This window comes from Ancylobacter mangrovi, assembly GCF_024752355.1.
Taxonomy (GTDB): domain Bacteria; phylum Pseudomonadota; class Alphaproteobacteria; order Rhizobiales; family Xanthobacteraceae; genus Ancylobacter; species Ancylobacter mangrovi.
The window spans coordinates 23,732-37,692 of sequence record NZ_JANTHZ010000009.1; the positions used below are offsets into that span (position 1 = coordinate 23,732).

Annotated in this window: 13 protein-coding genes and 1 pseudogene; 2 read left to right on the forward strand and 12 right to left on the reverse strand. The window is 68.3% G+C overall.

Going from position 1 to position 13,961, the window contains the following annotated elements; translation table 11 throughout:
- Positions 1-82: 82 nt before the first annotated feature.
- Genes ntrC through dusB form a run of 3 tightly spaced genes read right to left on the reverse strand, consistent with a single transcriptional unit; the run spans position 83 to position 3,718 of the window.
- Positions 83-1,528: a nitrogen regulation protein NR(I) gene (gene ntrC, locus NVS89_RS17790; protein ID WP_258734099.1), complete on the reverse strand. Its 1,446-nt coding sequence runs from the start codon at positions 1,526-1,528 to the stop codon at positions 83-85.
- A 7-nt stretch (positions 1,529-1,535) separates the two neighbouring features.
- Positions 1,536-2,660, reverse strand: coding sequence for a two-component system sensor histidine kinase NtrB (locus NVS89_RS17795; protein ID WP_258734100.1), 1,125 nt, complete (start codon positions 2,658-2,660; stop codon positions 1,536-1,538).
- Complete coding sequence (gene dusB, locus NVS89_RS17800) at positions 2,657-3,718, reverse strand: tRNA dihydrouridine synthase DusB (RefSeq protein ID WP_258734101.1); 1,062 nt, start codon at positions 3,716-3,718, stop codon at positions 2,657-2,659. Before dusB ends, NVS89_RS17795 begins: the two co-directional genes overlap by 4 nt.
- Positions 3,719-3,917: 199 nt before the next feature.
- On the opposite strand from dusB, the gene NVS89_RS17805 reads away from it, so the two are divergent.
- Positions 3,918-5,084 carry a bifunctional 2-C-methyl-D-erythritol 4-phosphate cytidylyltransferase/2-C-methyl-D-erythritol 2,4-cyclodiphosphate synthase gene (locus tag NVS89_RS17805; protein WP_258734102.1) on the forward strand — a complete coding sequence of 389 codons (1,167 nt, stop codon included), beginning with the start codon at positions 3,918-3,920 and terminating at the stop codon, positions 5,082-5,084.
- A 48-nt stretch (positions 5,085-5,132) separates the two neighbouring features.
- Positions 5,133-5,727, forward strand: a pseudogene (locus NVS89_RS17810) (CinA family protein).
- On the opposite strand, the gene NVS89_RS17815 reads toward NVS89_RS17810, so the two are convergent.
- The 9 genes from NVS89_RS17815 to NVS89_RS17855 all read right to left on the reverse strand — a co-directional run bounded on the left by NVS89_RS17815 (position 5,627) and on the right by NVS89_RS17855 (position 13,815).
- On the reverse strand, positions 5,627-6,097 hold the full coding sequence (locus NVS89_RS17815) for a type II toxin-antitoxin system RatA family toxin (RefSeq protein WP_258734103.1): 471 nt from the start codon (positions 6,095-6,097) through the stop codon (positions 5,627-5,629). The pseudogene NVS89_RS17810 and the gene NVS89_RS17815 sit on opposite strands and share 101 nt — an antisense overlap.
- Positions 6,098-6,100: 3 nt before the next feature.
- The gene (gene lipA, locus NVS89_RS17820) at positions 6,101-7,138 is read right to left on the reverse strand and encodes a lipoyl synthase (RefSeq protein ID WP_258734104.1); all 1,038 of its coding nucleotides are present in this window, start codon (positions 7,136-7,138) and stop codon (positions 6,101-6,103) included.
- 111 nt (positions 7,139-7,249) lie between these two features.
- Positions 7,250-7,528 carry a GlsB/YeaQ/YmgE family stress response membrane protein gene (locus tag NVS89_RS17825; protein WP_258734105.1) on the reverse strand — a complete coding sequence of 93 codons (279 nt, stop codon included), beginning with the start codon at positions 7,526-7,528 and terminating at the stop codon, positions 7,250-7,252.
- Positions 7,529-7,562: 34 nt separating this feature from the next.
- On the reverse strand, positions 7,563-8,978 hold the full coding sequence (gene lpdA, locus NVS89_RS17830; protein ID WP_258734106.1) for a dihydrolipoyl dehydrogenase: 1,416 nt from the start codon (positions 8,976-8,978) through the stop codon (positions 7,563-7,565).
- Positions 8,979-8,986: 8 nt separating this feature from the next.
- Complete coding sequence (locus NVS89_RS17835; protein WP_258734107.1) at positions 8,987-10,402, reverse strand: pyruvate dehydrogenase complex dihydrolipoamide acetyltransferase; 1,416 nt, start codon at positions 10,400-10,402, stop codon at positions 8,987-8,989.
- A gap of 14 nt (positions 10,403-10,416) precedes the next feature.
- Positions 10,417-11,829, reverse strand: a complete 1,413-nt coding sequence (locus NVS89_RS17840; protein ID WP_258734108.1) for a pyruvate dehydrogenase complex E1 component subunit beta — start codon at positions 11,827-11,829, stop codon at positions 10,417-10,419.
- Positions 11,830-11,856: 27 nt separating this feature from the next.
- Positions 11,857-12,156, reverse strand: coding sequence for a hypothetical protein (locus NVS89_RS17845; protein WP_258734109.1), 300 nt, complete (start codon positions 12,154-12,156; stop codon positions 11,857-11,859).
- 16 nt (positions 12,157-12,172) lie between these two features.
- Positions 12,173-13,234, reverse strand: a complete 1,062-nt coding sequence (gene pdhA / locus NVS89_RS17850; protein ID WP_258734110.1) for a pyruvate dehydrogenase (acetyl-transferring) E1 component subunit alpha — start codon at positions 13,232-13,234, stop codon at positions 12,173-12,175.
- 245 nt (positions 13,235-13,479) lie between these two features.
- Positions 13,480-13,815 carry an FtsB family cell division protein gene (locus NVS89_RS17855; protein WP_258734111.1) on the reverse strand — a complete coding sequence of 112 codons (336 nt, stop codon included), beginning with the start codon at positions 13,813-13,815 and terminating at the stop codon, positions 13,480-13,482.
- Positions 13,816-13,961 lie beyond the last annotated feature (146 nt).

Here is a 13,961-nt window from a genome sequence, read left to right on the forward strand (position 1 = left end):
GATGCAGTGAAACGACACTGGTGCAAAAATGTGACATTGAACGCCACCGCCCGGATTTATTCACCGGAAGGCGGCGTCGCCTTCATCGGCTGGTTCGGATGATCTGGATGTCCAGATCGCGAATCTTCTTGCGCAGCGTGTTGCGGTTGAGGCCCAGAAGCTCCGCCGCCTTGATCTGGTTTCCGCGCGTCGCGGCCAGCGCGGCCGAGAGCAGCGGGTACTCCACGTCCTTCAGGATGCGGTGATAGAGGCCGGGCGGCGGCAGGTTCTCGCCGAAGCCGCCGAAATAGGCGTTCAGGTGCCGCTCCACCGAGGAGGAGAGCGTCTCGTCCTGGCTCGATTCCTCGGTCGCCGAGGTCGAGATCGGGGTCGAGAGCTCCGCCTCGATGATGGAGGCGGTGATGATCTCCTGCGGGTAGAGCGCGGCGAGCCGGCGGATCAGGTTCTCCAGCTCGCGCACATTGCCCGGCCAGCGGTAGCGCTTCAGCCGGTCGAGCGCGGCGGCGTCGATCTGCTTGCTCGGCAGTCCCTCGCGCTCGGCCTGAAGGAAGAAGTGGCGCGCCAGGTCCGGCACGTCCTCTGTGCGCTCGCGCAGAGGAGGAAGACGCAGCGGTACGACGTTGAGACGGAAGAACAAATCCTCGCGGAACAGGCCCTGCTGGATGAGGATGCGCAGGTCCTTGTTGGTGGCCGCGACGATCCGTACGTCGGTCTTGATCGGGGTTCGCCCGCCGACCGTCGTGTACTCGCCCTGCTGCAGCACGCGCAGCAGGCGGGTCTGCGCCTCCATCGGCATGTCGCCGATCTCGTCCAGGAACAGCGTGCCGCTCTCGGCCTGCTCGAAGCGGCCGGCCGAGCGGGCATTGGCGCCGGTGAACGCGCCCTTCTCGTGGCCGAACAGCTCGGATTCGATCAGGTCGCGCGGGATCGCCGCCATGTTGATGGCGACGAACGGGCCGTTGCGGCGCTTGCCGTAGTCGTGCAGCGCGCGCGCCACCAATTCCTTGCCGGTGCCGCTCTCGCCCGCGATCATGACCGTGAGGTCGGTCTGCATCAGCCGGGCGAGCACCCGGTAGATGTCCTGCATCGCCGGCGAGCGGCCGACCAGCGGGATGTTGTCGACGTCGTCGCCGCCGGGCTTCAGCGCCGCGTCGGGCTTCTTCGGCTCCGACAGCGCCCGCCCGACGATGGCGATCAGCTCCTTCAGGTCGAAGGGCTTGGGCAGGTACTCGTAGGCGCCCTTCTCCGAGGCACGGATTGCCGTCATGAAGGTGTTCTGCGCGCTCATGACGATGACCGGCAGGTCCGGGCGCACCTTCTTGATGCGCGGCAGCAGGTCGAAGGCATTCTCGTCCGGCATCACCACGTCGGTGATGACGAGGTCGCCGTCGCCCTGGCTCACCCAGCGCCACAGGGTCGCGGCATTGCCGCAGGAGCGCACCTCATAGCCTGCCCGCGACAGAGCCTGATTGAGCACGGTGCGGATGGCGGCATCGTCATCGGCAACCAGGATACTTCCCGTCGGCATGGCGCTCTCAACTCTTCTCGTTACCGCGGCCACCGCGATACATGGGCATGAGAACCCGGAACGTGGTGCGGCGCGGCTGGCTGTCGCATTCGATGATCCCGCCGTGGTCGCCGACGATCTTCGCCACCAGGGCGAGGCCAAGGCCGGTTCCGGTCGGCTTGGTGGTCACGAAGGGATCGAACAGGTGGGGCATCAGGTCCTCGGGCACGCCCGGGCCATTGTCCTTGACGCAGAATTCGAGCGGCAGGCTCACCCGCGCCGGGGCGCCGGGCACCATCAGCCGCACGCCCGGCCGGAACGCGGTGGTGAGCTGGATCTCGGCATCCGGCACGTCGCTCACCGCCTCGGCGGCGTTCTTCACGAGGTTGAGGAACACCTGGATGAGCTGGTCGCGATTGGCCAGCACCGGCGGCAGCGAGGGGTCGTATTCCTCGACGAAGCGGATGTTCCGGGCGAAGCCGGACGAGGCGAGCGTGCGCACATGCTCCAGCACCGCGTGGATGTTCACCGGCTCTCGCTCGATCGGGCGCTCGTCCGAGAACACCTCCATGCGGTCGACCAGCTTGACGATGCGGTCCGCCTCCTCGGTGATGAGGCGGGTCAGCGAGCGGTCGTCGTCGCTGGCGGAGAGCTCCAGAAGCTGCGCCGCGCCGCGAATGCCGGACAGCGGGTTCTTGATCTCGTGCGCCAGCATCGCCGCCAGCGCGGTGACCGAGCGCGCCGCGCCGCGATGGGTGAGCTGGCGGTCCATCTTGTCGGCGATGGTCCGTTCCTGGAGCATGATGACGACGTGCCCCGGCACCTCGGGCAGCGGCGCGACATGGATGTCGACGATGCGCTCGCCGCCATTGCGCGGCGTGCCGAGGTCGACGCGATACTCGTTCACCGCCGCGCCGCGCGTGCGCACCTGCTCGACCAGCGCCAGGATCGGGCTGCCGAACGGCACGAATTCCTGCAGGCGGTGGCGCTGAAGCACCGCGAGCGAGGCTTCGAAGAATGCCTCGGCCGCGACATTGGCGTCGACCATGCGGTCGTCTTCCGCGACCGTTATGACCGGATGCGGAAGCGCGTTGACCACGGCCTCGGCGGTCGGGATCACGGGCGCGGGGCGTTCCGACGACGCCGACGTCATGCTGCGGCACTCCAATCAAGGTCGTCCCGGGCGGGCCCGTCCCCGGCGAGATCATCGAACGCGTCGACGATGCCGGCAACGACCCCTTCGGGCGTATCGAGCGTAAGCAGGCGTCGGCGCCACGCACTGGCCGCCTCGGCCGGCCGGCCGGCGCTCTGCGCGGCGGCGGCGAGCGCCCAGCCGATGTGCTTGCGGGCGCAGCGCAGGCCGAGATCGCGGCCGTAATGGCCGAGCCAGCCGTCATAGAGCTCCAGCAGCACGTCGCGCTGCTCGGCGAGGTCCGGATCGGCGGGGGCGGTCCCGTCCTTCAGCCGCACGGCCACCTGGCCGGGGAACCATGGGCGCCCCTGCGCCCCGCGCCCGATCATCACGCCGTCGGCGCCGGAGGCGGCGAGCATCGCCGGCGCGTCGTCGGCATGGACGAGGTCGCCATTGGCCAGCACCGGGATCGACACCGCCTCGCTGACCTGCCGGATCGCGGCCCAGTCCGCCTTGCCGGTGTAGAACTGGCAGCGTGTGCGCCCGTGAATGGTGATCATCTCGACGCCGATCGCCTCGGCCCGGCGGGCCAGCTCCGGCGCCACCGTCTGCGCCTCGTCCCAGCCGAGCCGGGTCTTCAGCGTCACCGGCACCTTCACCGCGCCGACCACGGCCTCGATGATGCGCTGGGCGAGATCGAGGTCGCGCAGCAGCGCCGAGCCCGCGAGCCCGGTCGTCACCCGCTTGGCCGGGCAGCCCATGTTGATGTCGATGATGGTCGCGCCCGCGCCTTCGGCGATTCGCGCCGCCCGCGCCATGGAGGCGGGCTCGTTGCCGGCGAGCTGGACGGCGTGGATGGCGACACCCTCGCCCTCGGCACGCAGCACGGTCTCCTCGTGCCCGTCCTCGAGCGCCTGGGACGCGACCATCTCCGACACGACGAGGCCCGCGCCGTAGCGCAGCGCCATGCGCCGGAACGGTGCGTCGGTAATGCCGGCCATGGGCGCGAGCACGACCATGCTGGGCACCGGAACGGGGCCGATGCTGGGATTGACGATCGCAGAAGCAGTAGGGATCAAGCCGTGATCACTCGATGCACACGAAATGAGCCTCAAGGGCTCTGCCTACATAATAGCCACGGCGCGCCCATCATCAACCCTCGTGACGACGATACGTCAAAACTTTTATAAATGTGCCCCGCTTTTGCGCTAAACGATCCGGCAGGACAAGCCGTGATTGATGAAGCGGCAATCATTGGACGAGGCGGTACCCGGGGTGATGCGGACGGACGTGATCGTGGTCGCGGCAGGCAGCGGCCAAAGAGCGGGCGATGGCATACCCAAGCAGTTCCGCCCGCTCGGCGGACGCGCCGTGCTGCGCCGGACGCTGGAGGCCTTTCTCGGCCGGCCGGGCATTCGCCACGTACTGCCGGTCATCCATCCCGACCACGCGCCCTGGTGCGCCGAGGCCATGGCGGGGCTCGAGGGCGTGCTCGCGCCGGTCGCCGGCGGCGCTACGCGGCAGGCTTCGGTGCGTGCGGGGCTCGAGGCGCTGGCGGACGACCCGCCGGACCTGGTGCTGATCCACGACGCCGCCCGCCCCTTCGTCTCGGCGCGCCTCGTCGCCGATGCCATCGCGGCGGCGGAGCGCCACGGCGCGGCGGTGCCCGCGCTGGTGCTGGTCGACACGATCAAGGCGGTGGGCGAGCCCGGATTCGTCGGCGCCGGCCCCGACCGCGGCGGCCTTCGCAGCGTGCAGACACCGCAGAGCTTCCGCTACGAGCTGATTCGCGCCGCCCACCGCGCCCGCGCGGGAGCGGACGACCTCACCGACGACGCGGCGGTCGCCGAGGCGGCGGGCCACCGGGTCGCCACCTTCCCCGGCGATCCCGCCAACACCAAGCTGACGACCCCCGAGGATTTCGTGACCGCCGAACGCCATGTCGCCCTCGAACTCGCCGATGTCCGCAGCGCGACCGGCTTCGACGTCCACGCCTTCGGGCCTGGCGACCATGTGGTGCTCGGCGGCGTGCGCATTCCCCATCAGCAGGGGCTCAGCGGGCATTCCGATGCCGACGTGGTGCTGCATGCACTCACCGACGCGCTGCTCGGCACGATCGGTAGCGGCGATATCGGCCACCACTTCCCGCCCTCCGATCCGCAATGGAAGGGCGCCTCCTCCGACCTCTTCCTCGCCCATGCGGTGGCGCTGGTGAAGGCGGCCGGCGGGCTGGTGGCCCATCTCGACGCCACCGTGATCTGCGAGGCGCCGAAGATCGGCCCGCATCGCGAGGCGATGCGCGAGCGGATCGCGCAGATCGCCGGCATCTCGCTGGCCCGGGTCAGCGTCAAGGCGACCACCAGCGAGAAGCTCGGCTTCACCGGTCGGCGCGAGGGCATCGCGGCGATGGCGAGTGCCACGGTCCGCCTGCCCTGGATAGACTGAGCGTCGAACGGTTAGACTGCCGCCGGGCCAGCCAGCGAGGATGACGGGATGAACGAGCGGACCGATGCGATCGATCTCGAGGCGATCCGCGTGCTCGACCTGTGCCGGGCGCGGCGCCTGACCGTCGCGACGGCGGAATCCTGCACCGGCGGCCTGGTCGCGGGCGCGCTGACCGACATCGCCGGCTCCTCGGACGTGCTCGACCGCGGCTTCGTCACCTATTCGAACGCGGCCAAGCGCGAGGTGCTCGGCGTCGCCGCCGCGACGCTCGACGCCCATGGCGCGGTGAGTGCCGAGACGGCGCGCGAGATGGTCTCCGGTCTGCTGCGCATCGCCCGTACCTCGCTCGGCGTGGCGATCACCGGCATTGCCGGGCCGGGCGGCGGGTCGGCCTCGAAGCCGGTCGGGCTCGTGCATTTCGCGGCGGTGACGGCGGCGGGGAAGATGATCGAGCGGCGGGAGGTCTTCGCCGGCGAGGATCGCACAGGCGTGAGGCAGCTTTCGGTACTCACCGCGCTCGCCATGCTGGCCGAGCTCGCGGCTCAGGAACCCGTCACGCCCTGACGGCCATAGACCTCATCCGCCCGCTTCTCGAACGCCTCGGCGAAGCGGCGGAAGGCGGCGTCGAACATCGCCCCCATGAGCAGGCCGAGCGTGCGCGAGCGGAACTCGTAGGAGATGAAGAATTCGACATCGCAGGCGTGCTCGCCGTTGGGCCGGAAGGTCCAGCGATTCTCCAGCCGACTGAACGGCCCGTCGAGATATTCGACGGTGATGGCGAAGCGCGGCCGGTCCAGCGTCACGCGGCTGGTGAAGTTCTCGCGCAGCATCTTGTAGGCGACGCTCATATCGGCGACGAGGATCTCTACCCCCTCGCCGCTCGCCACCTTGCGGCGCACGTGCAGGCTCGCGCACAGCGGCACGAATTCGGGGTAGCGCTCGACATCGGCCACGAGGTCGAACATGTCATTCGCGGAATGGCGGACGTGCCGCTTGTTGCGGAAGGACGGCATCGCTCAGGCGGTCGCCGGGGCGGCTGCCGCGACCTGCGCGGCGGTGGGCGCCGCGTCCTTGTCCATCGCGCCCTTGCCCATGACGCCGAGCTTGGCCTCGCGGGCGGCGCGCAGCCGGGTGAAGTCCTCGCCCGCATGGTGCGACGAGCGCGTCAGCGGGCTCGACGAGACCATCAGGAAGCCCTTGGTGTAGGCGATCGTCTCGTAGGACTTGAACTCCTCCGGCGTGACGAAGGCCATCACCGCGTGGTGCTTGCGGGTCGGCTGGAGATACTGGCCGATGGTGATGAAGTCGATATCGGCCGAGCGCAGGTCGTCCATGAGCTGCAGCACCTCGTTCCGCTCCTCGCCGAGCCCGACCATGATGCCGGACTTGGTGAAGATAGACGGGTCGAGCTCCTTCACCCGCTGCAGCAGGCGCAGCGAGTGGAAATAGCGGGCGCCGGGGCGGACCGTCAAATACAGCGAGGGCACGCATTCGAGGTTGTGGTTGAACACGTCCGGCCGCGCCTCGACCACCACCTCGAGCGCGCCGTCCTTGCGCAGGAAGTCCGGGGTCAGGATCTCGATCGTGGTCTTCGGGCTGGTGGCGCGGATCGCCCGGATGGTGCGGGCGAAATGTTCGGCGCCGCCATCGGCGAGGTCATCGCGGTCCACCGAGGTGATGACCACGTGCTCGAGGCCGAGCCGGGCGACCGCGTCGGCCACCTTCTGCGGCTCGTCCTGGTCGAGCGGGGCGGGCATGCCGGTGCGCACGTTGCAGAAGGCGCAGGCGCGCGTGCACGTATCCCCCATGATCATGAAGGTCGCGTGCTTCTTCTGCCAGCACTCGCCGATGTTCGGGCAGCTCGCCTCCTCGCACACGGTGACGAGGCCGTTGGCGCGCACGATCGAGGCCGTCTCGGCCCAGCCCGGCGTGCCGGGCGCGCGCACACGGATCCAGTCCGGCTTCTTCAGCGCCGGCGTCTCGGCGCGCTTCGCCTTCTCGGGATGACGCGGCTTTTCGAGAGCGCGGTTCAGGGTGTTGAGAACGACGACCATTCGCTTTCCGTTGCCTCATCGGGGAGCGGATGCCCCACAGTTAAGCCCGCACCGGCCGATGCGAAAGGGCTTCGCGCACGCAGCCGCCCCCTGCGCAACGCATGGCGGAGCCTAGCGCCCGCGAATCTTGCGCCAGACGAACAGGACGATGATGGCGCCGACCGTCGCGGCGATCAGCGTGCGGAAGAAGCCGAAGATCGGGATCGCCGCCATCTCGGCGAGGTATTTGCCGAGGAAGGCGCCGACCAGGCCGAACAGCAGGTTGGTGAGCAGGCCGTGGTCGCTCTCCGTCACCTTCTCCGCGATCCATCCGGCCAGCAGGCCGATGACGATCATGGCGAACCAGCCGACGCCCGGCTGGTTCAAGGCCGAATAGGTTTCCGTCTCCATGAAACGCCCCTGCCCCCGCGCCGGTCCGCCCGCGTCAGATGTGGATGGCGCGCCCATAGGCGTTGAGCACGCTCTCGTGCATCGTCTCAGAAACCGTCGGATGCGGGAAGACGGCGTTGATCAGCTCTTCCTCGGTGGTCTCGAGATTCATCGCCACCACGAAGCCCTGGATCAGCTCGGTCACCTCCGCGCCGACGAGATGCGCGCCGAGAAGCTGGCCGGTCTTGGCGTCGAAGATGGTCTTGGCGAGGCCGTCCGCCTCTCCGAGCGCCACCGCCTTGCCGTTGCCGATGAAGGGGAAGCGGCCGACCTTGACCTCGTAGCCCGCTTCCTTGGCCTTCTTCTCGGTAAGGCCGACCGAGGCGACCTGCGGCATGCAGTAGGTGCAGCCGGGGATCATCAGCTTGTCCATCGGATGGGCATGCTTGCCGGCGATGGCCTCGACGCAGATGACGCCCTCGTGCTCGGCCTTGTGGGCGAGCATGGGCGGGCCGGCGACGTCACCGATGGCCCAGATGCCCGGCACGTTGGTGCGGCACAGCCCGTCGATGACGACGCAGCCGCGGTCGGTCTTCACGCCGACCGCCTCGAGGCCGAGATTCTCGACATTGCCGACCACGCCGACCGCGGCGATCAGCCGGTCGGCGGTGATCGCCTGGCTCTTACCGTCGGCGGTCTCGACGGTCGCGGTGACATTATCCGCGCCCTTCACCACCTTCGACACCTTGGCGCCGGTGAGGATCTTGATGCCCTGCTTCTCGAACCGCTTCCTCGCGTGCTCGGCGATCTCCTCGTCCTCGACGGGGAGGATCTGCGGCAGTAGCTCGACGATCGTCACGTCCGAGCCCATCGCCTTGTAGAACGAGGCGAATTCGACGCCGATGGCGCCCGAGCCCATGATCAGCAGCGACTTCGGCACGCTCGCCGGGGCCAGCGCCTCGAAATAGGTCCAGATCAGCTTCTTGTCCGGCTCGATGCCCGGCAGCACGCGCGGGCGGGCGCCGGTGGCGATGACGATGTTCTTCGCCGTGTACTCGCCGGCGCCGAGCGCGCCCTTCGGGGCGCCGTCGGTGGCGGCGACCGAGACCTTGCCGGGCGCGGTGATGGTCGCCTGGCCCCAGATCACGTCGACCTTGTTCTTCTTCAGCAGGAAGCCGACGCCGTTGCTCATCTGCGCCGCGATGCCGCGCGAGCGCTTCACCACGCCGGCGATGTCGACGCCGAACTTCTCGGCGACGAGGCCGTAGTCCTTGGCGTGCTCGATGTAGTGGAAGATCTCGGCCGAGCGCAGCAGCGCCTTGGCCGGGATGCAGCCCCAGTTCGGGCAGATGCCGCCCATGTACTGGCGCTCGACGACAGCGACCTTAAGCCCGAGCTGGGCGGCGCGGATGGCGCCGACATAGCCGCCGGGACCGGAACCGATGATGAGGACGTCGTAATTCGTGGCCATCTCGTTCCTCACACCAGCATCGACATCGGGTTTTCGATGATCTGCTTGAAGGCGCCGATCAGCTGGGCGCCCATGGCGCCGTCCATCACCCGGTGGTCGCAGGAAATCGTCACCGTCATCTGGGTGGCGATGGTGAGCTCGCCCTTGCGCACGACGGCGCGCTGCTCGCTCGTGCCGACGGCGAGGATCGTTGCATGCGGCGGATTAATGATCGCCGTGAAGTCCTTGATTCCAAACATGCCGAGGTTGGAAATCGCCGACGATCCGCCCTGATACTCGTTCGGCGCCAGCTTCTTGTTGCGAGCGCGGATGGCGAGGTCGCGGGTCTCGTTGGAGATCGCCGACAGGGTCTTGATCTCGGCCTTGCGGATGATCGGGGTCAAAAGGCCCTTGCCGCCGTCGATCGCCACCGCGACGCCGATGTCGGAGTGCTTCAGCTTGAGGTAGCGATCGCCGCCCCACACCATGTTGGCGTCCGGCACCTGCTGGAAGGCGAGTGCGTAGGCCTTGATGACGAAGTCGTTGACCGAGAGCTTGTAGGCGGCCTTGCCGTCCTTCTCCGGCGCCTGCTTGTTCAGCATCTCGCGAAGCTTGAGCAACTCGTCCACGTCGCAGTCGACGGTGAGGTAGAAGGTCGGGACGGTCTGCCGGGCCTCGGTCATGCGCTGGGCGATGACGCGGCGCATGGCGTCGAGCGGCACCTCCTCATAGGTGCCGGGCTCGTAGAACGCCTTGGCCTGCTCAAGCACCGCGCTGGCGGAGACCGGCGCGGCAGCGGCGGCGGCAGGTGCCGCGGGAGCCGCCGCCGGAGCGGGCGCGGCCGCCGGCGCCGCAGCGGCCGGCTTGGCGGCTCCGGGCGTCGCGCCGGCGATATCGGCGGCGACGATGCGGCCATGCGGGCCGGAGCCGGCGACGGCCGAGAGGTCGATCCCCTTCTCCTTGGCGAGGCGACGGGCCAGCGGCGAGGCGAAGACGCGGTTGCCGGAAGCAGCGGCCGCCGGCACCGGCGCGACGCCGGGCGCCGGAGCGGTCGGCGCGGCGACGGCGGGAGCCGCGGCAGGCGCCGGCTCGGGAGCCTTCGGGGCCTCCGCGGCGGGCGCCTCTGCCTTGGGCGCTTCGGCCTTCGGGGCTTCCGGCGCGGGCGCGGAACCGGCGCTGGCGGCGACCGCGCTCACATCCTCGCCATCGGCGGCGAGCACAGCGATGAGCTGGTTCACCGGCACGTCGGCCGAGCCTTCCGGCACCATGATCTTGGCGAGCGTGCCTTCGTCGATCGCCTCGACCTCCATGGTCGCCTTGTCGGTCTCGATCTCGGCGATCACGTCACCCGGCGCGACCTTGTCGCCTTCCTTCTTCAGCCATTTGGCGAGGTTGCCCTTCTCCATGGTCGGAGACAGGGCAGGCATCAGAATGTCGATGGACATAGCGAACTCCCGCCTCAGCGATAGGTGACGGCCCGCGCGGCCTCGACGACCTCCTGCACCGACGGCAGGGCGAGCTTTTCGAGATTGGCGGCGTAGGGCATGGGCACGTCCTTGCCGGTGACGCGCAGCACGGGGGCGTCGAGATAGTCGAACGCCTTCTCCATGAGCTGGGCGACAATCTCGGCGCCGACGCCGGACTGGTGCCAGCCCTCCTCGACCGTGACGCAGCGCCCAGTCTTCTGCACCGAGGCGACGATCGAATCGACGTCCATCGGGCGGATGGTGCGCAGGTCGATCACCTCGGCGTCGATGCCGAGCTTGGCGAGCTCCTCGGCCGCCTTGAGCGCGTAGTTCATGCCGATCGACCAGGCGACAAGCGTGACGTCCTTGCCGGGCCGCGCGATGCGCGCCTTGCCGATCGGGATCACGAAGTCGTCGAGCTTCGGCACCGGCGAGGAGTGGCCGTAGAGGATCTCGTTCTCGAGGAACACGACCGGGTTGGGATCGCGGATCGCCGCCTTCAACAGGCCCTTGGCGTCCGCCGCCGTGTAGGGCGCGACCACCTTGAGGCCGGGGATGTGGCTGTACCAGGCGGTGAAGTCCTGGCTGTGCTGGGCCGCGACGCGCGCCGCCGCGCCGTTCGGGCCACGGAACACGATGGAACAGCCGATCTGCCCGCCCGACATGTAGTGCGTCTTCGCCGCCGAGTTGATGATCTGGTCCATCGCCTGCATGGCGAAGTTGAAGGTCATGAACTCGACGATCGGCTTCAGCCCCGCCATCGCCGCGCCGACGCCGACGCCCGCGAAGCCATGCTCGGTGATCGGAGTGTCGATGACGCGCTTGGCGCCGAATTCCTGCAGCAGGCCCTGGGTGATCTTGTAGGCGCCCTGATATTCGGCGACCTCCTCGCCCATGACGAAGACGTCGCCATCGCGGCGCATCTCCTCGGCCATGGCATCGCGCAGCGCCTCGCGCATGGTGAGGTTCACCATCTCCGTGCCTTCCGGCACGTCGGGCTCGGGCACCGTCTCGGGCTGCGGCGGGGCCGCCACGGCCGAGGTGACGCTCGCGGGGGTCGCCGGCGCAGCGCTCGCCACCGGCGAGGGAGCGAGCGGGGCGGCTTCCACCGGCGGGGCCGATTCGGCGGCCTTGGGCGCGGAGCCGATGGCGCTGGCGTCCTCGCCATCGGCGAGGATCACCGCGATCGGCGTGTTGACCGCGACGTCCTGCGAGCCCTCGGGAACCAGGATCTTGCCCAGCGTGCCCTCGTCGATCGCCTCGACCTCCATGGTCGCCTTGTCGGTCTCGATCTCGGCGATGACGTCGCCGGACCTGACGGTGTCACCCTCCTTCTTGAGCCACTTGGCGATATTGCCCTTCTCCATGGTGGGGGAGAGGGCCGGCATCAGTATTTCGGTCGACATGGCGGCGTTCCTCGGCAAGATCGCGCGTCACTGCATCCGTGCGGGTGGCACGAACGTCAGGTTGCTGTAGACGGCCACCGAAGCGATGGCCACGAGAAGGGCTATGAAGAAGCCGACCAGCATCTTGTTGAAGCTGGCGGCGGTTTCGGCGGACACCGCGGCCGAGTGGCGGACCCCGAAGGGCCACAGCACGAGGCGGATGCGATCTGCGAGGCTCGGATGGCCCGCCGAAACGACGCCGAAGGCGGCCCGGGTCGCGAGAACCCAGATCACCACGGCGGAAGACGCCCCGGCGACGATCGCGGCCCAGAACAGCTCGACGAGCATCCGATGGCCCCGCCGCTCAGCGCAGGACGTCGGTATAGAGCTCGGAAGCATCCGGCTCGGGATCGTGCGAGGCGAAGTCGGCAGCCGCGTTCATGACGTCGCGGATCTCGGCGTCGATCGCCTTGAGCTCGTCCTCGCTCGCCCACTTCTTGTCCAGCAGACGCGCGCGCACCTGTTCGATCGGGTCGTGCTCGGTACGCATCTTCTGCACCTCCTCCTTCGACCGGTACTTGGCCGGGTCGGACATGGAGTGGCCGCGATAGCGGTAGGTGAGCATTTCGAGGATGTAGGGGCCCTTGCCGGAGCGGGCGAACTCGACCGCGCGCTCGCCGGCGGCCTTCACCGCGCGCACGTCCATGCCGTCGACCTGCTCGCCGGGAATGTTGAACGAGCTGCCGCGCTTGGAGAAGTCCGCCTGGGCGGTGGCGCGATTCACCGCGGTGCCCATGGCGTACTTGTTGTTCTCGATGATGTAGACCACCGGCAGCTTCCAGAGCTCCGCCATGTTGAAGCTCTCATAGACCTGGCCCTGATTGGCCGCGCCGTCGCCGAAATAGGTCAGGCAGACCGCACCGTCCTCGCGGTAGTGGTTGGCGAAGGAGAGGCCCGTGCCGAGCGAGACCTGCGCGCCGACGATGCCGTGGCCGCCGAAGAAGCCCTTCTCGATGCTGAACATGTGCATCGAGCCGCCCTTGCCCTTGGAATAGCCGCCGCGGCGGCCGGTGAGTTCGGCCATGACGCCCTTGGGGTCCATGCCGCAGGCCAGCATGTGGCCGTGGTCGCGGTAGCCGGTGATGACCTGGTCGCCATCCTTCAGCGCCGCCTGCATGCCGATCACGACCGCTTCCTGGCCGATATAGAGGTGGCAGAAGCCGCCGATCAGGCCCATGCCGTACATCTGGCCCGCCTTCTCCTCGAAGCGGCGGATCCTCAGCATGTCGCGGTAGGCGTCGAGCTCTTCCGCCTTGGTGAAGTCGGGAACCGTCGGGGCCTTCTCCGAACGCCGGGAAGTTCCCTTGGGCGCGGCGGCTTTGGCGACGGTCTTGCTGGCGGCCGATTTCTTGGCGGCAACTACCATGGCGCATCCTCAGCTCGTTGCGGAATTTGCCGAGCTTAATAACGCACCTTCGGACACTGCGCTACGCTTTCAGCGCAATGCTGCAGCGCACAACATGCTGTAGACGCAGCGGTTTCCGGATTTTAACTGAAATATAGTTTAAGAACGAAATTAGCTCACATCAAGTTAAGCTTTTGCAATCGCGCCACTTCCCGCCCTGCGTATGTGGCATACCAACGCTGCGCCGAAAATGCGGTTCCGCATGATTATTCCGGGCGCGCCGTCGTTCCGGGGGTGCGCAGCAAAACGAGATCCTTGGGATTGACGAGGTTGAGCAGCGCCCTCGCCTCCTCGTCGAGCGTGTCGGCGTCGATCCGCTCGGGCGAGAGCAGCGCCACCTTGGCCTCCAGCGCCTCGCGCCGGGAGCGGATGTCGTCGCGCTGCGCCGTGAGGTCGGCGAGCTCCTGCTCGAAGTGGCGTCGGGCCAGAAGCCCGTACTGCCCGTTATAGCCCTGGAAGGCGAAATAGCCGATCAGCGCCGCCGCCCCGAGATGCAGGGTGACGGTCTGGAAGAAGGAGCGCCAGCGGGTGCGAATGATCATGGAGCGGAGCCTAGCCGCGCGCGGGTTGAGGCTCCGTTAACTCTGCGGGCAAAAAGCGACGTGCGCATGTCGCCCTCCCCGCTCCTCGCTTCGGCACGCCGAAAAAGAAACGATCCCGGAGGGGATGCCCGCCGGGATCGTTTATG

Bases quoted from the DNA above. Each gene is read 5' to 3' on its own strand.
- ntrC (WP_258734099.1), bottom strand. From the start codon at position 1,528: ATGCCGACGGGAAGTATCCTGGTTGCCGATGACGATGCCGCCATCCGC.
- NVS89_RS17835 (WP_258734107.1), bottom strand. From the start codon at position 10,402: ATGTCCATCGACATTCTGATGCCTGCCCTGTCTCCGACCATGGAGAAG.
- NVS89_RS17805 (WP_258734102.1), top strand. From the start codon at position 3,918: ATGCGGACGGACGTGATCGTGGTCGCGGCAGGCAGCGGCCAAAGAGCG.
- NVS89_RS17840 (WP_258734108.1), bottom strand. From the start codon at position 11,829: ATGTCGACCGAAATACTGATGCCGGCCCTCTCCCCCACCATGGAGAAG.
- lpdA (WP_258734106.1), bottom strand. From the start codon at position 8,978: ATGGCCACGAATTACGACGTCCTCATCATCGGTTCCGGTCCCGGCGGC.
- pdhA (WP_258734110.1), bottom strand. From the start codon at position 13,234: ATGGTAGTTGCCGCCAAGAAATCGGCCGCCAGCAAGACCGTCGCCAAA.
- NVS89_RS17795 (WP_258734100.1), bottom strand. From the start codon at position 2,660: ATGACGTCGGCGTCGTCGGAACGCCCCGCGCCCGTGATCCCGACCGCC.
- NVS89_RS17815 (WP_258734103.1), bottom strand. From the start codon at position 6,097: ATGCCGTCCTTCCGCAACAAGCGGCACGTCCGCCATTCCGCGAATGAC.
- NVS89_RS17855 (WP_258734111.1), bottom strand. From the start codon at position 13,815: ATGATCATTCGCACCCGCTGGCGCTCCTTCTTCCAGACCGTCACCCTG.
- lipA (WP_258734104.1), bottom strand. From the start codon at position 7,138: ATGGTCGTCGTTCTCAACACCCTGAACCGCGCTCTCGAAAAGCCGCGT.
- NVS89_RS17825 (WP_258734105.1), bottom strand. From the start codon at position 7,528: ATGGAGACGGAAACCTATTCGGCCTTGAACCAGCCGGGCGTCGGCTGG.
- NVS89_RS17845 (WP_258734109.1), bottom strand. From the start codon at position 12,156: ATGCTCGTCGAGCTGTTCTGGGCCGCGATCGTCGCCGGGGCGTCTTCC.